A 15,630-nucleotide genomic window follows, 5' to 3' on the forward strand; every position below is an offset into this window, starting at 1 on the left:
GACAGTTCGCTCACTCGCAATCATTCAACTCGAACGTGACCCAGCCCACACCACGTTCCCCAAAGATTGGACGAAATCGTTGTACGCCGGATTCCCACCCCACCCGCCCCACGAACCGCCCCCCGAGCACCCCCACCCCTCGCCCGCCTCCCCCTGGACACCCAGCTCACCGCCCTTCGAACCACGCTCTCCCACAACGACGTACTCCTGAAGATCCTCGAACGCGCCACCGCCCCCCTGGCCCTGCCCCACTGGTACCTGAGAAATTCGGCGCCCCCTGCCCACCCCACGACAGCGTCGAGTGCGCGATCGACTCCTTCGCGTCAACGACGTGCTGCCGGGGAGTACGCCTCGAAGCCGACGGCCGGTGGCGGGTCGATGCGCCGCACGGCTTGTCCGACGTGTTCAACCTCGTCGTACGGCCGAATCCGGTCCTCGCGCCCAGGGATATGTACGAAGCGAAGGCGGAGCGGTGGAGGCGGGAGTGGCTCGAGCTGAGAGTGCTGGAGTGGCCTGCGCAGCGGCGGGAAGGGCTCGCGCCGTCAACAAATCGGAAAAACGGTTGAGTCGCGTCCGATCGGTTCCTAGGGTGGGTCCCACGCTGAGAAAGGAGGTGATCCGGCAGATGTATGAAACCCGGACGAGCGAGGTGGCTGCGGGCTAGCGGCCCGTCACCACATCCAGTGCGGTGCCGGACCAGCGCGCTCAGCGTGCAGCCGGCCGAATTTCCACGCAGTCACCCGACCCGCGAGCTCGCCGGTACGTCCGGCCGGCTTCTTCGCCGTGAGGCGGAGGGACCCGAGCTCGCGGGTCGTCTGCGTTTCGGGAGCGGTGTGAGGTGGGGCACATCTGCAGCTGACGCCCCGCAGTACTCTTGGGCCATGCTTCCGATGCTCGTTCGACGCCGTCACGTGGACTTCGTGCGCGTCACGAGCATGGGCTGTCGGCGCTCTGCCTGACCCAGCCCCTGGCACTTCTCGCGGTTCCTGCACTTCGTGCAGTGCTGCTCTCTTCCTTCCACTTGGCACCCGTGGCCCCGCCCCACCCTTGGCGCTGCCCGGGCCCGTACACCCCGCGGACGCGACTCATGACGACGAACACGTCTTCTCAGCACCAGCAGCACCACCAGGAACAGAAGCACCACCAGTACCAGCAGTATCAGCAGCTTCCGATCATTGATCTCTCCGCAGCCGACCGCGGGCCCCAGGCCCGTGCGCTGCTCCACGCGCAGTTGCACAGCGCCGCGCATGACGTGGGGTTCTTCCAGCTCGTCGGGCACGGAGTGACAGACGCCGAGACCGGTGCTCTGCTCGACGCCATGCGTCGGTTCTTCGCGCTTCCCGAGGCCGATCGGCTTGCGATCGACAACGTCAACTCGCCGCATTTTCGCGGGTATACGCGTACCGGCGATGAGCTGACGGGAGGGAATCGGGACTGGCGGGATCAGCTGGACATAGGGGCTGAGCGGGCCGCTCGGATACCCGGTCCGGGTGAGCCCCCGTACTGGTGGCTGGAGGGGCCGAATCAGTGGCCGGAGGCCTTGCCGGAGCTGCGGGTCGCCGCGCTGGCCTGGATCGACCGGCTCAGCTCGGTGGCGGCGCGGCTGCTGCGTGAGCTGCTGGTCGCCATTGGAGCGCCGGGTGATTTCTATGAGCCGATCTTCGGGGATCGGGCTCATCCGCATGTGAAGCTGGTGCGGTATCCGGGGAGTGCGGGTGACGGCGGCGATCAGGGGGTCGGCGCGCACAAGGACTACGGGTTTCTGACGCTGCTGCTTCAGGATCAGGTCGGTGGGTTGCAGGTGCAGCGGGAGGACGGACTGTTCCATGACGTGCCGCCGCTGCCGGGGGCCTTCGTCGTCAATTTGGGCGAGCTGCTGGAAGTGGCCACCAATGGGTATGTGATCGCCACCAATCACCGGGTGGTCAGTCCGCCGGGGGCGACCGAGCGGTTCTCGGTGCCCTTTTTCTACAATCCGCGGCTCGATGCCCGCGTAGAGCCGTTGCCCTTCCCGCATGCGTCCGCCGCGCCCGGGGTGACGTCGGATCCGGCGAATCCGCTCTTCGCCGAGTACGGCCGCAATGAGCTGAAGGGCAAGCTGCGGGCCCACCCGCTGGTCGCCGCCCGTCATCACGCGGAGCTGCTCACGCCCGCGTGATGACCGGCGTACCGCGGGGGCACGGCCCTCAGTGCGCGATGTCCGCGTAGCCCTCGATTTCCTGGGGGCTGCGCGCGCCGGGGCCCACGTAGCGCGCGGAGGGGCGTACGAGGCGGCCCGTGCGCTTTTGTTCCAGGATGTGCGCCGACCAGCCTGCGGTACGGGCGCAGGTGAACATCGATGTGAACATGTGCGCCGGGACCTCGGCGAAGTCGAGGACGATGGCGGCCCAGAACTCGACGTTCGTCGCGAGGACGCGGTCGGGGCGGCGAGCGTGAAGTTCGGCGAGGGCGGCCTTCTCCAGGGCTTCGGCGATCTCGTAGCGGGGGGCGCCCAGGTCGCGGGCGGTGCGGCGGAGGACGCGGGCGCGGGGGTCCTCGGCGCGGTAGACGCGGTGGCCGAAGCCCATGAGGCGTTCGCCCTTGTCGAGGGCCTGCTTGACGTAGGCCTCGGCGTCTCCGGTGCGTTCGATCTCTTCGATCATGCCAAGGACGCGGGAGGGTGCGCCGCCGTGCAGCGGGCCGGACATCGCTCCTACGGCGCCGGAGAGCGCCGCCGCCACGTCCGCGCCCGTGGAGGCGATGACGCGGGCGGTGAAGGTGGAGGCGTTCATGCCGTGCTCCGCGGCCGACGTCCAGTAGGCGTCGACGGCCGCCACGTGCTTGGGGTCGGGTTCGCCGCGCCAGCGGATCATGAAGCGTTCGACGACGGAGTGGGCTTTGTCGATCTCGCTCTGCGGGACCATGGGCAGGCCTTGGCCGCGGGCGGACTGGGCGACGTAGGAGAGGGCCATGACGGCGGCGCGGGCAAGGTCCTCGCGGGCCTGCTGCTCGTCGATGTCGAGGAGGGGTTTGAGGCCCCAGACGGGTGCCAGCATGGCGAGCGCGGACTGGACGTCGACGCGGATGTCGCCGGAGTGGACGGGGATCGGGAACGGCTCGGCGGGCGGCAGGCCGGGGTTGAAGGCGCCGTCGACGAGGAGCCCCCAGACGTTGCCGAAGGAGACGTGGCCGACCAGATCCTCGATGTCGACGCCTCGGTACCGGAGTGCGCCGCCCTCCTTATCCGGTTCGGCGATCTCCGTTTCGAACGCGACGACTCCTTCGAGTCCTGGTACGAAGTCGGACATCAGGCGGCTCCTCATGATGTGTGCGACAGGTGGTGTCGTGGTGTACGTGGACTGCCAGTGCTCGTGGATTACCTAGTGCTCGTGGATTACCTGGTGCTCGTGGTGTTCGCGACCATGTGTCAGGCGTGGGTGACGGTCGATGATCATTGGTCATTGGTCGGCCGGTCCGGTTCCACGGTCGTTTTCGAAGGCTCTCGAAGGCTCTGGGGAACTCTTCGAAGGGTCCTCGCCGACTCGCGGTCCGAAGCGGTCACTCCGGTGATGCCCCGTGCGGCTGGCGGTCATCCAACCGGAACGGCAGCAGCACGATATCCCCGAGTGCCACCTTTGGGGAGGGTGTGCGGCACTCAGTGCCACGCAGTGATGAAGCACACGCCCGCCGGATGCGAGGGTGCGTACGGCAAGATGACCGCGTGAACGACCGCTTCCCGGATGAATCCGCCGCCGAGCCCATCGTCCAGCGCGCAGCCGAGGCTGCCGAGGCCGCCGCCGAGGAAATCGCCGCCGACCCCGCCGCGATGCGCGCCCACTACCGCGCCGAGGGTCTGGACGAGGCGGACCTCGCCTCGCACCCGATGGACCAGTTCGCCCGCTGGTTCAAGCAGGCCGCGCAGGCCGCCGTGCACGGGTTCGTGCACGAGCCGAACGCGATGGTCGTCTCCACGGCGGACGCCGAGGGCCGGCCCAGCTCACGCACGGTGCTGCTGAAGCAGTACGACGAGCAGGGCTTCGTCTTCTACACCAACTACGACTCCCGCAAGGCCCGCGAGCTGGCCGAGAACCCGTACATCTCGCTGCTCTTCCCGTGGCATCCGATGGCCCGGCAGGTCATCGTCACGGGTACGGCACGGCGCACCGGCCGTGACGAGACCGCCGCGTACTTCCGCACCCGCCCGCACGGCTCCCAGCTGGGCGCCTGGGCGAGCGCCCAGTCCTCGGTCATCTTCTCCCGCGCCGAACTGGACGCCTCGTACGCCGAGTTGAGCGCCCGCTACCCGGCGGGCGAGCAGGTCCCCGTCCCTCCGAACTGGGGTGGCTTCCGCATCGCCCCCCAGACGGTCGAGTTCTGGCAGGGCCGCGCGAACCGACTCCACGACCGCCTCCGCTACGTGGAGGAGCCGGACGGCAGCTGGCGGGTGGAGCGGCTGAGTCCCTGAGCTCGTCCGGCTCGGTGGGGTCCGGTCAGAGTTTGCCCCGGGTGTAGGCCGTGCGGTGGCCGTGCAGGAAGCGGGATATGAGCCGGCCTCAGCCGAGCCGGCCTCAGCCCAGCGCCTCCTCCATCAGCAGCCCCCACTGCTCCACCACCCGCTTGCGGCGCCCCGCGTCGTCGGTGAGGAGGTTGGCGAGGCCAAGCCCGCGTGCCATGTCCAGCAGGCCCTGGACGGTTTCCCGTACGCCGGGGCGGGACTCGTCGGCACCCAGCAGGTCGACCGCGATGCGGTGGGTTTCGCGGCCTACGCGGGCCTCCAGTTCCGTCACTCTCGGGCGGAGTTGGTCCTCGTTGGAGGCGGCGACCCAGAGGTGGAGGGCGGCGCGGAAGAGGGGGCCGGTGTAGAGGTCGACGAGGGCGGCGACGACGACGCGGCGGTCGGCGGCGCCGTCGGGGAAGAGGGCGCGCAGGGCGGTGGAGCGTTCCTCGGCGACGTACTCGACCGCCGCGGTGAAGAGGTCCTCGCGGGTCGGGAAGTGGTGCTGGGCGGCGCCCCGGGAGACGCCGGCGCGTTCGGCGACGACGGAGACCGTGGAGCCTGCCCAGCCGTGTTCGGCGAGGCAGGCCACGGCGGCTGCCAGGAGCCGCTGCCGGGTGGCCCGGCTGCGGTCCTGTTTGGGGACATGCGGAAGACGCGCCGCGTGCTCCGTCGTGCTCACACCACCCATGCGGGATCCCGTCGTTCGAGGAAGGCTGTCATCCCCTCGCGGGCCTGTGCGGAGGAGAACAGCCGTGCCGAGAGCGCGGTCAGTTCGGCCGCGTCCCGGTCGAAGGTTTCCAGCACCTTAGCCGTGAGCAGCTCCTTGGTCGCGGCGAGGCCTTGTGGGGAGGCCCGGCGCAGGCCGTCGAGGACGGGGGCGAGGACGGCGTCGACGTCGTCGCCCGTCGCCGTCAGCAGTCCGGTGCGGACCGCCTCCGCCGCGTCGAAGCGTTCGCCGGTGAGGTAGTAGCGGGCGAGGGCGCGGGGGTCGGTGCGGGGCAGCAGGGGCAGGGAGATGACGGCGGGGGCGACGCCGATGCGTACCTCCGTGAAGGCAAATGTGGCCTCCTTGGAGGCGGCCGCGATGTCGCAGGCGCCGAGCAGGCCGAGGCCGCCCGCCCGTACGTGTCCGGTCACTCTGGCCAGTACGGGTTTGCGCAGCTCGACGATCTGCCGCAGCAGTCCGACGAGGGCGTCGGGGTGCGGCGGGTCGCGGAGGTCGGCGCCGGCGCAGAACGTGTTCCCGGTGTGGGTGAGGACGATCGCGCGTACGTCGCTGTCCTTGCCGCTTCGGGTGAGTCCGTCCGCGAGCTGCTCGACGAGTGCGGCGGACAGGGCGTTGCGGTTGTCGGGCGAGTCGAGGGTGAGGGTGGTGACGGCGCGGTCGTATGCCGTGTGCACGACGGTCATGAGCGGCCCCGCAGTTCCCGTCGCAGGATCTTTCCGGAGGCCGCCCGCGGGACGCCCTCGATGAAGGTGACGCCGCGGACCCTCTTGTACGGGGCGACGCGTTCGGCGACGTACATCATGACCTCTCCTTCGGAGAGGTCGGTTGCGGACGACTGACGGACCACGTACGCGTGGGGGACTTCGTTGTTGTCGTCGTTGTAGACGCCTATGACGGCGGCGTCGGCGATGCCGGGGTGGGTGAGCAGCAGCGCTTCGAGTTCGGCGGGGGCGACCTGGAAGCCCTTGTACTTGATGAGTTCCTTGACGCGGTCGACGACGAACAGCCAGCCGTCCGCGTCCACGTATCCGACGTCTCCGGTGTGCAGCCAGCCGTCGGGGTCGATCATCGCGGCGGTGGCGTCGGGGCGGCCCAGGTAGCCCTTCATGACCTGAGGACCGCGGATGACGATCTCACCGGCTTCGCCGACGCCGAGTTCCTTGTCGGGGTCGTCGAGGGAGACGATGCGCATCTCGGTGCCGGCGATGAGCCTGCCGACCGTCCCCGGGGGCGCGTCCGGGGTGTTCAGGGGCACCAGGTGGGTGCAGGGCGACAGTTCGGTCATGCCGTAGCCCTGGCCGATGGGCGGCAGGCTGAGCCGCTGTGAGCAGGCCCGGGCCAGTTGCGCGTCCAGGGGGGCGGCGGAGGAAATGATGTGCTTCAGGGACGACAGGTCGTACTGGGCGACCGCCGGGTGCTTGGCGAGGGCGAGGACGATCGGCGGGGCCACGAACAGCACGTTGATGCGGTGTTTCTCGATGGCCGCGAGGAACGTGTCCAGTTCGAAGCGGGGCAGGACGACGACGGTGGCGCCCTGCCGCAAGGGGGCGTTCATGAGGGCCGTCAGCCCGTAGATGTGGAAGAACGGCAGCACGGCGAGGATCCGGTCGCCGGGGCCCATCGGCATGGACGGCACGAGCTGCGCCAGGTTGGTGGCTATGGACCGGTGGGTGAGCATCACGCCCTTGGGGATGCCGGTCGTGCCCGAGGAGTACGGGAGCGCGGCGACGTCCGCCACGGGGTCGATGCCGATGTGCGGTTCGGGCGCGGTGGTGGCGAGCAGGTCGATCAGCGAGCGGTGCCCGGGCGCCTGGTCGCAGACGAAGATCTCCCGTACGCCGCCCGCGAGTTCGGCCGCCGCGCGGGCGGTCTCCAGGAGCGGTGACACGGTGACGATCCAGCGGGCCGCGCTGTCGCGCAGCTGCTTGGCGAACTCCTCGGGGGTGGCGAGCGGGTGCACGGTCGTGACCGACGCCCCCGCGCGCGTCGCGGCGTAGAACGCCGTGGGGAAAGCGATGGTGTTCGGGCTGTGCAGGGCCAGTACGTCGCCCTTGTGGACGCCCGCGTCGGTGAACGCGGCGGCCAGCAGCCGGTGGAACCGGTCCAGTTGTTCGTACGTGAGCGTGGTGCCGTCGACGCCGTCGACGAGGGCGGGCGTGTCGCCGCGTTCGGCGGCGCGGCCGAGGACGGCGTCGTGGATGGGTTCCTCGACGGCCGGGACATCTGCGTACTCGCTGCGGAACACGGTTCCTCCTAGAGCGGCTCGCCAGTACGGCCTGGTGCGATCCAGTGCGATCCAGTAGTGCCTGGTGCGATCCAGTACGGCCTGGTGCGATCCGGTGCGGTCTAGTACGACTTGGGCAGGCCAAGGGTCTGGTGGGAGACGTAGTTGAGAATCATCTCCCTGCTGACCGGTGCGATACGAGACACGCGCGATGCCGTAATCAGCGAAGCGAGGCCGAACTCTCGGGTGAGGCCGTTGCCGCCGAGGGTGTGCACGGCCTGGTCGACGGCCTTCACACAGGCTTCGGCGGCCGCGTACTTGGCCATGTTGGCGGCCTCGCCGGCCGCGATGTCGTCCCCGGAGTCGTACAGGAACGCCGCCTTCTGCATCATCAGGCGGGCGAGTTCGAGCTCGATGTGGGACTGCGCCAGGGGGTGTGCGACGGCCTGGTGGGCGCCGATGGGCTCCTTCCAGACGGTGCGTTCACGCGCGTACTCGACGGCCCTGGAGAGCGCGTACCGGCCCATGCCGATCGCGAACGCGGCCGTCATCACCCGCTCGGGGTTGAGCCCGGCGAAGAGCTGGAGCAGCCCCGCGTCCTCGTCGCCGACGAGCGCGTCGGCGGGCAGCCGTACGTCGTCGAGGGTCAGCTCGAACTGCTTCTCCGCTCCCTGGAGTTCCATGTCGATCTGCCGCCGCCCGAAGCCGTCGGCGTCGCGCGGGACGATGAACAGGCAGGGCTTGAGCCGGCCCGTCCGCGCGTCCTCCGTGCGGCCCACGATGAGCGTCGCGTCGGCGATGTCGACGCCGGAGATGAACACCTTGCGGCCGGTGAGGACCCAGTCGCCGCCGTCGCGGCGGGCGGTGGTGGTGATCCGGTGCGAGTTGGAGCCCGCGTCGGGCTCGGTGATGCCGAAGGCCATGGTGCGTGTGCCGTCGGCCAAGGGCGGCAGCCACTCCTGCTGCTGCGCCTTGGTGCCGAAGCGGGCGATGACCGTGCCGCAGATCGCGGGCGAGACGACCATCATCAGCAGCGGGCAGCCCGCCGCGCCCAACTCCTCAAGGACGATGGAGAGTTCGGATATGCCGCCGCCTCCGCCGCCGTATGCCTCCGGCAGGTTGACGCCGAGGTAGCCGAGCTTGGCCGCTTCGGACCAGAGCTCGTCGGGGTGGCCGCCGTCGGCGATGACCTTGGTGAGGTAGTTGCGGCCGTAGCGTTTGCCCAGGGCGGCTACGGCGGAGCGGAGGGCCTTGTGTTCTTCGGTTTCGATGACGGGGCTCATGAGGTCTCCTGAACAGTGCGGCTGGTTCGTGGCTGGTCGCGCCCACGCGGCGGAGCCGCATGGTGGGGGAGTCCCGCGCCCCTAAAGGGGCGCGTTGTGCTGAACCACTGCTAGAAGGGCGCCGACCTCGACCTGTTGGCCGGGGGTTGCGTGGAGGGCCGTGAGCGTGCCTGCGGCGGGCGCGGAGATCTTGTGTTCCATCTTCATCGCCTCCAGCCACAGCAGGGGCTCTCCGGCCCGTACAGCGGCTCCTACGGCCAGGCCCTCCGACACCCGGACCACCGTGCCGGGCATCGGTGCGAGGAGTGAGCCGGGGGCGCGGTCCGCGGCCGGATCGGGGAAGCGGGGCAGGGCGGTGAGGGCGGTGGCGTTCACGAAGACCTGGTCGTCGTAGCGCGCGACCTCGAACTTCCGTCGTACGCCGGCCACTTCGAGGACGACGAGACCGGCGTCGGCGTGCACCACGCGCACCCCGTCGGCGGTGAGGCCCTGTCGGGTGTGCCGGTAGTGGACTTCGTGTTCGGTGCCGGCCATGAGGTAGCGCTTGGTCTGGGGCTGGGAGGGCAGGTTCCGCCAGCCCCCGAACCTGGAGCGTCCGTGCGCGTCCGCGAGAGCGGCGGCCAGGGGGGCGTACGGGTCCGGGGCGGGTGTCGTCAGTTCGGCGAGGTGGCGCTCGTAGAAGCCCGTGTCCATGCGGGCCGTGGTGAACTCCTCGTGCCGCAGCGAGCGTACGAGCAGGTCCCGGTTGGTGACCGGGCCGTGGATCGTCGCCCTCTCCAAGGCGCCTGACAGCGTGCGGAGGGCCTCCGCGCGCGTGGGGGCGTGGGCGACGGCCTTGGCGAGCATCGGGTCGTAGTGGATGCCGATGGGGTCGCCGTCGGTGTAGCCGGTGTCGAGGCGGATGCCGTCGGGGACGGTGAGGCGGTGCAGGGTGCCGGTCTGCGGGGCCCATGCACCGGCGGGGTCCTCGGCGTACAGGCGGGCCTCGATCGCGTGGCCACGCGCGCGTGGAGGGTCGTTTTCGAGCGCCGCGCCCTCGGCGACCCGGATCTGGAGCGCCACGAGGTCGATGCCGAAGACCGCTTCCGTCACGGGGTGTTCGACCTGGAGGCGGGTGTTCATCTCCAGGAAGTGGGCCTTGCCGTCGGCGACCAGGAACTCGACCGTGCCGGCGCCCACGTAGTCGACGGCCCGGGCGGCGCGTACGGACAGGTCGTACAGCGTCTGGGTGAGGTCGCCGAGCCCGGGTGCGGGAGCCTCCTCGATGACCTTCTGGTGGCGGCGTTGCAGGGAGCAGTCGCGGGTGCCGAGCGGCCACACGGTGCCGTGCGTGTCGGCGAGGATCTGCACCTCGACGTGCCGACCGCCCTCCACGTAAGGCTCGACGAAGACCTCCCCGTCGCCGAAGGCGCGGAGTGCCTCGGCGCGGGCGGCCGTCAACTCGCCGTCCAGGTCAGCGATGTCCCGTACGACGCGCATGCCGCGCCCGCCGCCGCCCGCGGCCGCTTTCACCAGCACGGGGAGGTCGTCGGCGGTCACCGTCGACAGGGGTTCGATCCCCATCAGCTTCTTGGCGCGCGTCTTGGAGGCCATCGCCTCGATCGCCTCGGGCGGCGGCCCGATCCAGACGAGGCCCGCGTCGAGGACGGCGCGCGCGAAATCGGCGTTCTCGGAGAGGAAGCCGTACCCGGGGTGCACGGCGTCCGCGCCGGCGTTCAGGGCCGCCTTCACGATCAGGTCGCCGCGCAGATACGTCTCCGCGGGCGCCGCCCCCGGCAGCCGTACCGCCGTGTCGGCCACGCGCGCGTGGAGGGCGTTTTCGTCGGCGTCCGAGTGCACGGCGACCGTTCGGATTCCCCACTCACGGCAGGTGCGGAAGACGCGGCAGGCGATCTCGCCCCGGTTGGCGACCAGCAGACTCGAAATCAAGGGATCCCTCACATCCGGAAGACGCCGAAGCCACCGCGTGCGCCCTCGTAGGGCGCCGTGTGGATCGCGGACAGGCACAGGCCGAGGACGGTGCGGGTGTCGCGCGGGTCGATGACCCCGTCGTCGTACAGCCGCCCGGACAGGAACATCGGCAGCGACTCCGACTCGATCTGCTGCTCCACCATGGCGCGCAGCGCGGCGTCGGCGTCCTCGTCGTAGGGCTGCCCCTTCGCGGCGGCCGACTGCCGGGCGACGATGGAGAGGACGCCCGCGAGCTGCTGCGGGCCCATGACGGCCGACTTGGCGCTGGGCCAGGCGAACAGGAAGCGCGGGTCGTAGGCGCGCCCGCACATGCCGTAGTGACCGGCCCCGTAGGAGGCGCCCATCAGGACGGAGAGGTGCGGGACCCGTGAGTTGCTCACCGCGTTGATCATCATCGCGCCGTGCTTGATGATGCCGCCCTGCTCGTACTCCTTGCCGACCATGTAGCCGGTGGTGTTGTGCAGGAAGAGGAGGGGGATGTCGCGCTGGTTGGCCAACTGGATGAACTGGGCGGCCTTCTGGGACTCCGCGCTGAAGAGCACCCCTTGGGCGTTGGCGAGGATGCCGACGGGATATCCGTGGAGCGTCGCCCAGCCGGTCGTGAGGCTCGTCCCGTAGAGGGGCTTGAACTCGTCGAAGTCGGAACCGTCGACCACGCGCGCGATGACCTCGCGCGGGTCGAAGGGGTGCTTCAGGTCGCCGGGGACGATCCCCAGGAGCTCGTCCTCGGCGTACTTGGGCGGGGCTGCCGGGCCTGGATCGCCGTACGCCTTACGGTGGTTGAGGCGGGCGACCACGCGCCGGGCCTGCCGGAGCGCGTCCTGCTCGTCGACGGCGAAGTAGTCCGCGAGGCCCGACACGCGCGCGTGCATCTCGGCGCCGCCCAGGGACTCGTCGTCGCTCTCCTCGCCGGTGGCCATCTTCACCAGGGGCGGCCCGCCCAGGAAGACCTTGGCCCGCTCCTTGACCATGATCACGTGGTCGGACATGCCGGGGATGTACGCGCCTCCGGCGGTGGAGTTCCCGAAGACGACGGCCACGGTGGGGATTCCGGCCGCCGACAGCCGGGTCAGGTCGCGGAAAATCGCGCCCCCAGGGATGAAGATCTCTTTCTGGGACGGCAGATCGGCGCCGCCCGACTCGACGAGGCTGATGCAGGGCAGCCGGTTGGCGAGGGCGATGTCATTGGCCCGCAGGGCCTTCTTCAGGCTCCAGGGGTTGCTGGCGCCGCCGCGCACGGTCGGGTCGTTCGCCGTGATCAGACACTCGACCCCTTCGACGATGCCGATCCCGGTGACGAGCGAGGCGCCGACCGCGTAGTCGCTCCCCCAGGCCGCGAGCGGCGACAGCTCCAGGAAGGGCGTGTCCGGGTCGAGCAGCAACTCGATCCGCTCCCGCGCGAGCAGCTTGCCGCGCCCCCGGTGCCGGGCGACGTACTTCTCGCCGCCGCCCGCGAGCGCCTTGGCGTGCTCGGCGTCCAGTTCGGCGAGCTTGGTGAGCATGGCTTCGCGGTGGGCCGTGTAGTCGGGGGCGGCGGTGTCCAGCGCGGAGGGGAGGACGGTCACAGCAGGGCCTCCGGGATGTCCAGGTGGCGGGAGCGGAGCCATTCGCCCAGGGCCTTGGCCTGGGGGTCGAAACGGGCCTGGGAGGCCACGCCCTCGCCGAGGATGCCTTCGACGACGAAGTTGAGGGCGCGGAGGTTGGGAAGCGCGTGCCGCACGACGGTCAAGTGGGCCGTCTCCGGGAGGAGTTCCCGGAACCGCTCGAGGGTGACGGCGTGGGCGAGCCACCGCCAGGCGTCATCCGTCCGCGCCCACACCCCGACGTTGGCGTTCCCACCCTTGTCCCCGCTGCGGGCGCCGACGACAAGACCGAGGGGGGCACGGCGGGTCGGTCCCACCGGTGACAAAGGTTCGGGAAGTGGCGGCTGCGGAACGTCCTCGAGTATGAGGGTGTCGTCGGCCGGAGCCACAGGGACCCGTCGCCCGTCATGGAGGACAGCCACATGTGGGACGGCGCCATGGGGGACGTATACATCCTCGAAGACCCCGTAGGGCGCGCCGCTTCCGGGTGGTGCCAGCACATGGAAGCCGGGGTAGCTCGCGAGCGCCAGCTCGACCGCGGCCCCGCTCAGTGCCCGCCCGACGACCTCCTGGTCCGCATCCCGTACGACGAGCCGCAGCAGGGCGCTCGCGGTCTCCTCGGTCGGGGCGTCGGGCCGGTCGGTGCGAACAAGGTCCCAACGTACCTCCGAAGGAGGCGACTTGGTCATCGCGTCCGTCATCTGCTCGCGTACGAGTGCGGCCTTGGCCTTGATGTCGAGGCCAGTGAGGACGAAGGTGACCTCGTTGCGGAAGCCGCCGAGCCGGTTGAGGCCGACCTTGAGGGCCGGGGGCGGGGCCTCGCCGCGTACGCCGTCGATACGGACGCGGTCCGGGCCGTCCTGCGTCAGCCGTACGGTGTCGAGGCGGGCGGTGACGTCGGGACCGGGGTACCGGGCGCCGGCGGTCTCGTACAACAGCTGGGCGGTCACCGTGCCGACGTTGACGAAACCGCCGGTGCCGGGGTGCTTGGTGATGACGGCGGTGCCGTCCTCGCGGATCTCGGCAAGGGGGAAGCCGGGCCGCCGGACGTCACGGGTGCCCTCCTGGAAGAACGCGTAGTTGCCGCCGGTGGCCTGCGTCCCGCACTCCAGGACGTGCCCGGCGACAACGGCGCCCGCGAGCCGGTCGTAGTCGTCCTGCCGCCAGCCGAAGTGGGCGGCGGCGGGCCCGGTGACCAGGGCGGCGTCCGTCACCCGCCCGGTGACCACGACGTCGGCACCCTCCCGCAGACAGGCCGCGATGCCGAAGCCGCCGAGGTAGGCGTGGGCGGCGAGGCTGCCCGCGTGCCGGGCGGTGAGGTCGTCGCCCTCGACGTGCGCGACGCGGACGGGAAGCCCGAGACGGGCTGCCAACTCCCGTATGGCGTCGGCGAGTCCGGCCGGATTGAGACCACCGGCGTTCGCCACGACCTTGACCCCGCGTTCATGGGCAAGTCCCAAGCACTCCTCCAGCTGCCGAAGGAAGGTGCGGGCGAAACCGGCGCCGGGGTCCTTGAGCCGATCCCGCCCCAGGATGAGCATGGTCAGCTCGGCAAGGTAGTCGCCGGTGAGGACGTCGAGTTCGCCGCCGGTGAGCATCTCGCGCATGGCGTCGAAGCGGTCGCCGTAGAAGCCGGATGCGTTGCCGATGCGCAGGGTCACTGTGCGGTCCCCTTCGGGGCGCGTCCGGTGCCGGGCGGGCCCGCGAAGGCCTGGGCGATGTCGAGCCAGCGGTCGGCGTCGGGGCCGTCGGCGTGCAGGGCAAGGTCGGTGCGGTGGGCGCGCTGGGTGACCAGGAGGCAGAAGTCGAGGCTGGGGCCGGTTACGCGTTGTTCTGCTTCCTCAGGGCCGTATGTCCACAAGTCGCCGGACGGGGCTGCCAGTTCGATGCGGAACTCATCCGTTGGCGCAGGGAGGCCGTGCACACCGAAGGCGAAGTCCCGGGCACGTACGCCGATACGGGCGACGTGACGGAGGCGGTCGGTGGGGGTACGGGTCGCCCCCAACGCGTCCGCCACGTCCTGGCCGTGGGCCCAGGTCTCCATCAGGCGGCCCGTGGCCATGGAGGCGGCCGACATGGGCGGGCCGTACCAGGGGAAACGGGCGCCGGGTGCGGACTCGCGCAGCGCCTTGTCGAGTGCGATACGGCCCTCGCGCCACCGGGACAGCAGTTCGGTGGCCGGGAGCCCGGCACCCTCCTCCGCACCCTCGTCCACGAACGAGTCGGGGGCGGCGAGGGCCTTCTCGACCAGAGTCTGGAACGCGTCCGCGTCGGTCACCGCCAGCAGCGCCGAGCGGTCGGTCCATGCGAGGTGGGCAATCTGGTGGGCGATGGTCCAGCGCGGGGCGGGGGTGGCGAGGGCCCATCGCTCTGGGCTCAACTCGGCGACGAGCTGGTCGAGTTCGTCGCTTTCGGCACGCAGGTCGTCGAAAACGGGCGTCGGGTCGGCCATGGGGGGAGCATGGCAGCGGCGCCTGAAACAAGCAAGCACGCTTGCATGGATTTGTTTTCCACAACCCCGATGTCCGTGCGCGTCCATCTGGCTACTCTCGGTGATTGGAGGTGGTTGCCATGCCCGTCCGGGAACTCGATCCCAGCGCGTCGCCGCTGGACTACTACGGGTACGAGCTGCGTCGCAGGCGGGAGGCTGCGGGGCTCACGCTGGCGCAGTTCGGGTCGATCGTGTTCTGTACGGGGTGTCTGATCGGGCAGATCGAGACGGTGTACAAGGTGCCGCAACGGGACTTCTCCGAGCGCGTGGATGCGGCGCTGGGGACGGACGGAGCGTTTTCGCGACTGGTGGGACTGGTGTTGCGCAGCCAGGTGCCGAGCTGGTCGCATACTGGAGCGGGACCAACCGCCGGTGATGTGGGTGGTGTTGAGCGAAGCTGTGCTGCACCAGGAGGTCGGCGGCCGGGAGGTCATGCGCGAGCAGCTGGCGCACCTGCTCTCCATGCAGAAGCGCCGGTGGCTGAAGATCCAGGTGCTGCCGTTCGGGGCCGGGGCGCACGCGGGGTTGATGGGCTCGTACAACCTTCTGCGCTTCGAAAGCGACCCCGATCACCTGCAAGCGGACGCGCTCTCCGTGGACGACTCGGCGGCCCTGGTCGCCCGCGTGATGGAGGAACGGTATGGGAACGAACCTGGACCTGACGGGCGCGGTGTGGCGTAAGGCGTCGTACAGCGGGAGCAGTGGCGGTGATTGCGTCGAAGTCGCCGACCTCACCCCCCACATAGCCGTCCGCGACTCCAAGAACCCCGGTGCCGGGGCCTTCGCGGTCACCCCGGAGGCCTTCGTCGCGTTCGTGGCGGCCGCCGGGCGCGGGGAAATTGGCGCGCGCTGCGACTGACGCCCGCAGTACGGT

The 15,630-nt window shown here is 70.2% G+C and carries 13 protein-coding genes and 1 pseudogene; 5 read left to right on the plus strand and 9 right to left on the minus strand.

The window, feature by feature from the left end; all coding sequences use genetic code 11:
- Window positions 1–35: 35 nt before the first annotated feature.
- Both ACFY0T_RS33665 and ACFY0T_RS33670 read left to right on the plus strand, forming a co-directional pair.
- Complete coding sequence (locus tag ACFY0T_RS33665; protein ID WP_388879156.1) at window positions 36–566, plus strand: nucleotidyltransferase family protein; 531 nt, start codon at window positions 36–38, stop codon at window positions 564–566.
- 521 nt (window positions 567–1,087) lie between these two features.
- Complete coding sequence (locus ACFY0T_RS33670; RefSeq protein ID WP_388879158.1) at window positions 1,088–2,158, plus strand: isopenicillin N synthase family dioxygenase; 1,071 nt, start codon at window positions 1,088–1,090, stop codon at window positions 2,156–2,158.
- Between the two features lie 28 nt (window positions 2,159–2,186).
- Here ACFY0T_RS33670 and ACFY0T_RS33675 read toward each other — a convergent pair whose 3' ends face one another.
- On the minus strand, window positions 2,187–3,287 hold the full coding sequence (locus ACFY0T_RS33675) for a citrate synthase 2 (RefSeq protein ID WP_388879161.1): 1,101 nt from the start codon (window positions 3,285–3,287) through the stop codon (window positions 2,187–2,189).
- Between the two features lie 518 nt (window positions 3,288–3,805).
- Here ACFY0T_RS33675 and pdxH point away from each other — a divergent pair.
- Entirely contained in the window at window positions 3,806–4,444 is a 639-nt protein-coding gene (gene pdxH / locus ACFY0T_RS33680) for a pyridoxamine 5'-phosphate oxidase (protein ID WP_388879487.1), read from the plus strand.
- Window positions 4,445–4,547: 103 nt separating this feature from the next.
- On the opposite strand, the gene ACFY0T_RS33685 is transcribed toward pdxH, so the two are convergent.
- The 8 genes from ACFY0T_RS33685 to ACFY0T_RS33720 form a co-directional block, all read right to left on the minus strand.
- Window positions 4,548–5,165, minus strand: a complete 618-nt coding sequence (locus tag ACFY0T_RS33685) for a TetR/AcrR family transcriptional regulator (RefSeq protein WP_388879164.1) — start codon at window positions 5,163–5,165, stop codon at window positions 4,548–4,550.
- Window positions 5,153–5,887 carry an enoyl-CoA hydratase family protein gene (locus tag ACFY0T_RS33690; protein ID WP_388879167.1) on the minus strand — a complete coding sequence of 245 codons (735 nt, stop codon included), beginning with the start codon at window positions 5,885–5,887 and terminating at the stop codon, window positions 5,153–5,155. Before ACFY0T_RS33690 ends, ACFY0T_RS33685 begins: the two co-directional genes overlap by 13 nt.
- On the minus strand, window positions 5,884–7,449 hold the full coding sequence (locus ACFY0T_RS33695; protein WP_388879170.1) for a 4-coumarate--CoA ligase family protein: 1,566 nt from the start codon (window positions 7,447–7,449) through the stop codon (window positions 5,884–5,886). The genes ACFY0T_RS33690 and ACFY0T_RS33695 overlap by 4 nt, the downstream gene beginning before the upstream one ends.
- A 101-nt stretch (window positions 7,450–7,550) precedes the next feature.
- A complete protein-coding gene (locus ACFY0T_RS33700) occupies window positions 7,551–8,711 on the minus strand; it encodes an acyl-CoA dehydrogenase family protein (RefSeq protein WP_388879173.1) in 1,161 nt (386 codons plus the stop codon).
- Between the two features lie 81 nt (window positions 8,712–8,792).
- On the minus strand, window positions 8,793–10,640 hold the full coding sequence (locus ACFY0T_RS33705; protein WP_388879176.1) for an acetyl/propionyl/methylcrotonyl-CoA carboxylase subunit alpha: 1,848 nt from the start codon (window positions 10,638–10,640) through the stop codon (window positions 8,793–8,795).
- A gap of 8 nt (window positions 10,641–10,648) precedes the next feature.
- Window positions 10,649–12,247, minus strand: coding sequence for an acyl-CoA carboxylase subunit beta (locus ACFY0T_RS33710; protein ID WP_388879179.1), 1,599 nt, complete (start codon window positions 12,245–12,247; stop codon window positions 10,649–10,651).
- Window positions 12,244–13,926: an acyclic terpene utilization AtuA family protein gene (locus ACFY0T_RS33715; RefSeq protein ID WP_388879182.1), complete on the minus strand. Its 1,683-nt coding sequence runs from the start codon at window positions 13,924–13,926 to the stop codon at window positions 12,244–12,246. Before ACFY0T_RS33715 ends, ACFY0T_RS33710 begins: the two co-directional genes overlap by 4 nt.
- Window positions 13,923–14,717, minus strand: a complete 795-nt coding sequence (locus ACFY0T_RS33720) for a TIGR03084 family metal-binding protein (protein ID WP_388879184.1) — start codon at window positions 14,715–14,717, stop codon at window positions 13,923–13,925. The genes ACFY0T_RS33715 and ACFY0T_RS33720 overlap by 4 nt, the downstream gene beginning before the upstream one ends.
- 119 nt (window positions 14,718–14,836) lie before the next feature.
- Between ACFY0T_RS33720 and ACFY0T_RS33725 the strand changes: the two are divergent.
- Window positions 14,837–15,437, plus strand: a pseudogene (locus tag ACFY0T_RS33725) (helix-turn-helix domain-containing protein).
- Complete coding sequence (locus tag ACFY0T_RS33730) at window positions 15,397–15,615, plus strand: DUF397 domain-containing protein (protein ID WP_388879187.1); 219 nt, start codon at window positions 15,397–15,399, stop codon at window positions 15,613–15,615. Before ACFY0T_RS33725 ends, ACFY0T_RS33730 begins: the two are co-directional and overlap by 41 nt.
- Window positions 15,616–15,630 lie beyond the last annotated feature (15 nt).

Origin of the sequence: Streptomyces sp. NPDC001530, from assembly GCF_042894545.1 — a bacterium.
In the GTDB taxonomy this organism is placed as follows: Bacteria; Actinomycetota; Actinomycetes; order Streptomycetales; family Streptomycetaceae; genus Streptomyces.

Excerpts from the sequence above, each read along its gene's own strand:
- ACFY0T_RS33670 (WP_388879158.1), top strand. The coding sequence starts at position 1,088 with ATGACGACGAACACGTCTTCTCAGCACCAGCAGCACCACCAGGAACAG.
- ACFY0T_RS33675 (WP_388879161.1), bottom strand. The coding sequence starts at position 3,287 with ATGTCCGACTTCGTACCAGGACTCGAAGGAGTCGTCGCGTTCGAAACG.
- pdxH (WP_388879487.1), top strand. The coding sequence starts at position 3,806 with ATGCGCGCCCACTACCGCGCCGAGGGTCTGGACGAGGCGGACCTCGCC.
- ACFY0T_RS33685 (WP_388879164.1), bottom strand. The coding sequence starts at position 5,165 with ATGGGTGGTGTGAGCACGACGGAGCACGCGGCGCGTCTTCCGCATGTC.
- ACFY0T_RS33690 (WP_388879167.1), bottom strand. The coding sequence starts at position 5,887 with ATGACCGTCGTGCACACGGCATACGACCGCGCCGTCACCACCCTCACC.
- ACFY0T_RS33700 (WP_388879173.1), bottom strand. The coding sequence starts at position 8,711 with ATGAGCCCCGTCATCGAAACCGAAGAACACAAGGCCCTCCGCTCCGCC.
- ACFY0T_RS33720 (WP_388879184.1), bottom strand. The coding sequence starts at position 14,717 with ATGGCCGACCCGACGCCCGTTTTCGACGACCTGCGTGCCGAAAGCGAC.
- ACFY0T_RS33730 (WP_388879187.1), top strand. The coding sequence starts at position 15,397 with ATGGGAACGAACCTGGACCTGACGGGCGCGGTGTGGCGTAAGGCGTCG.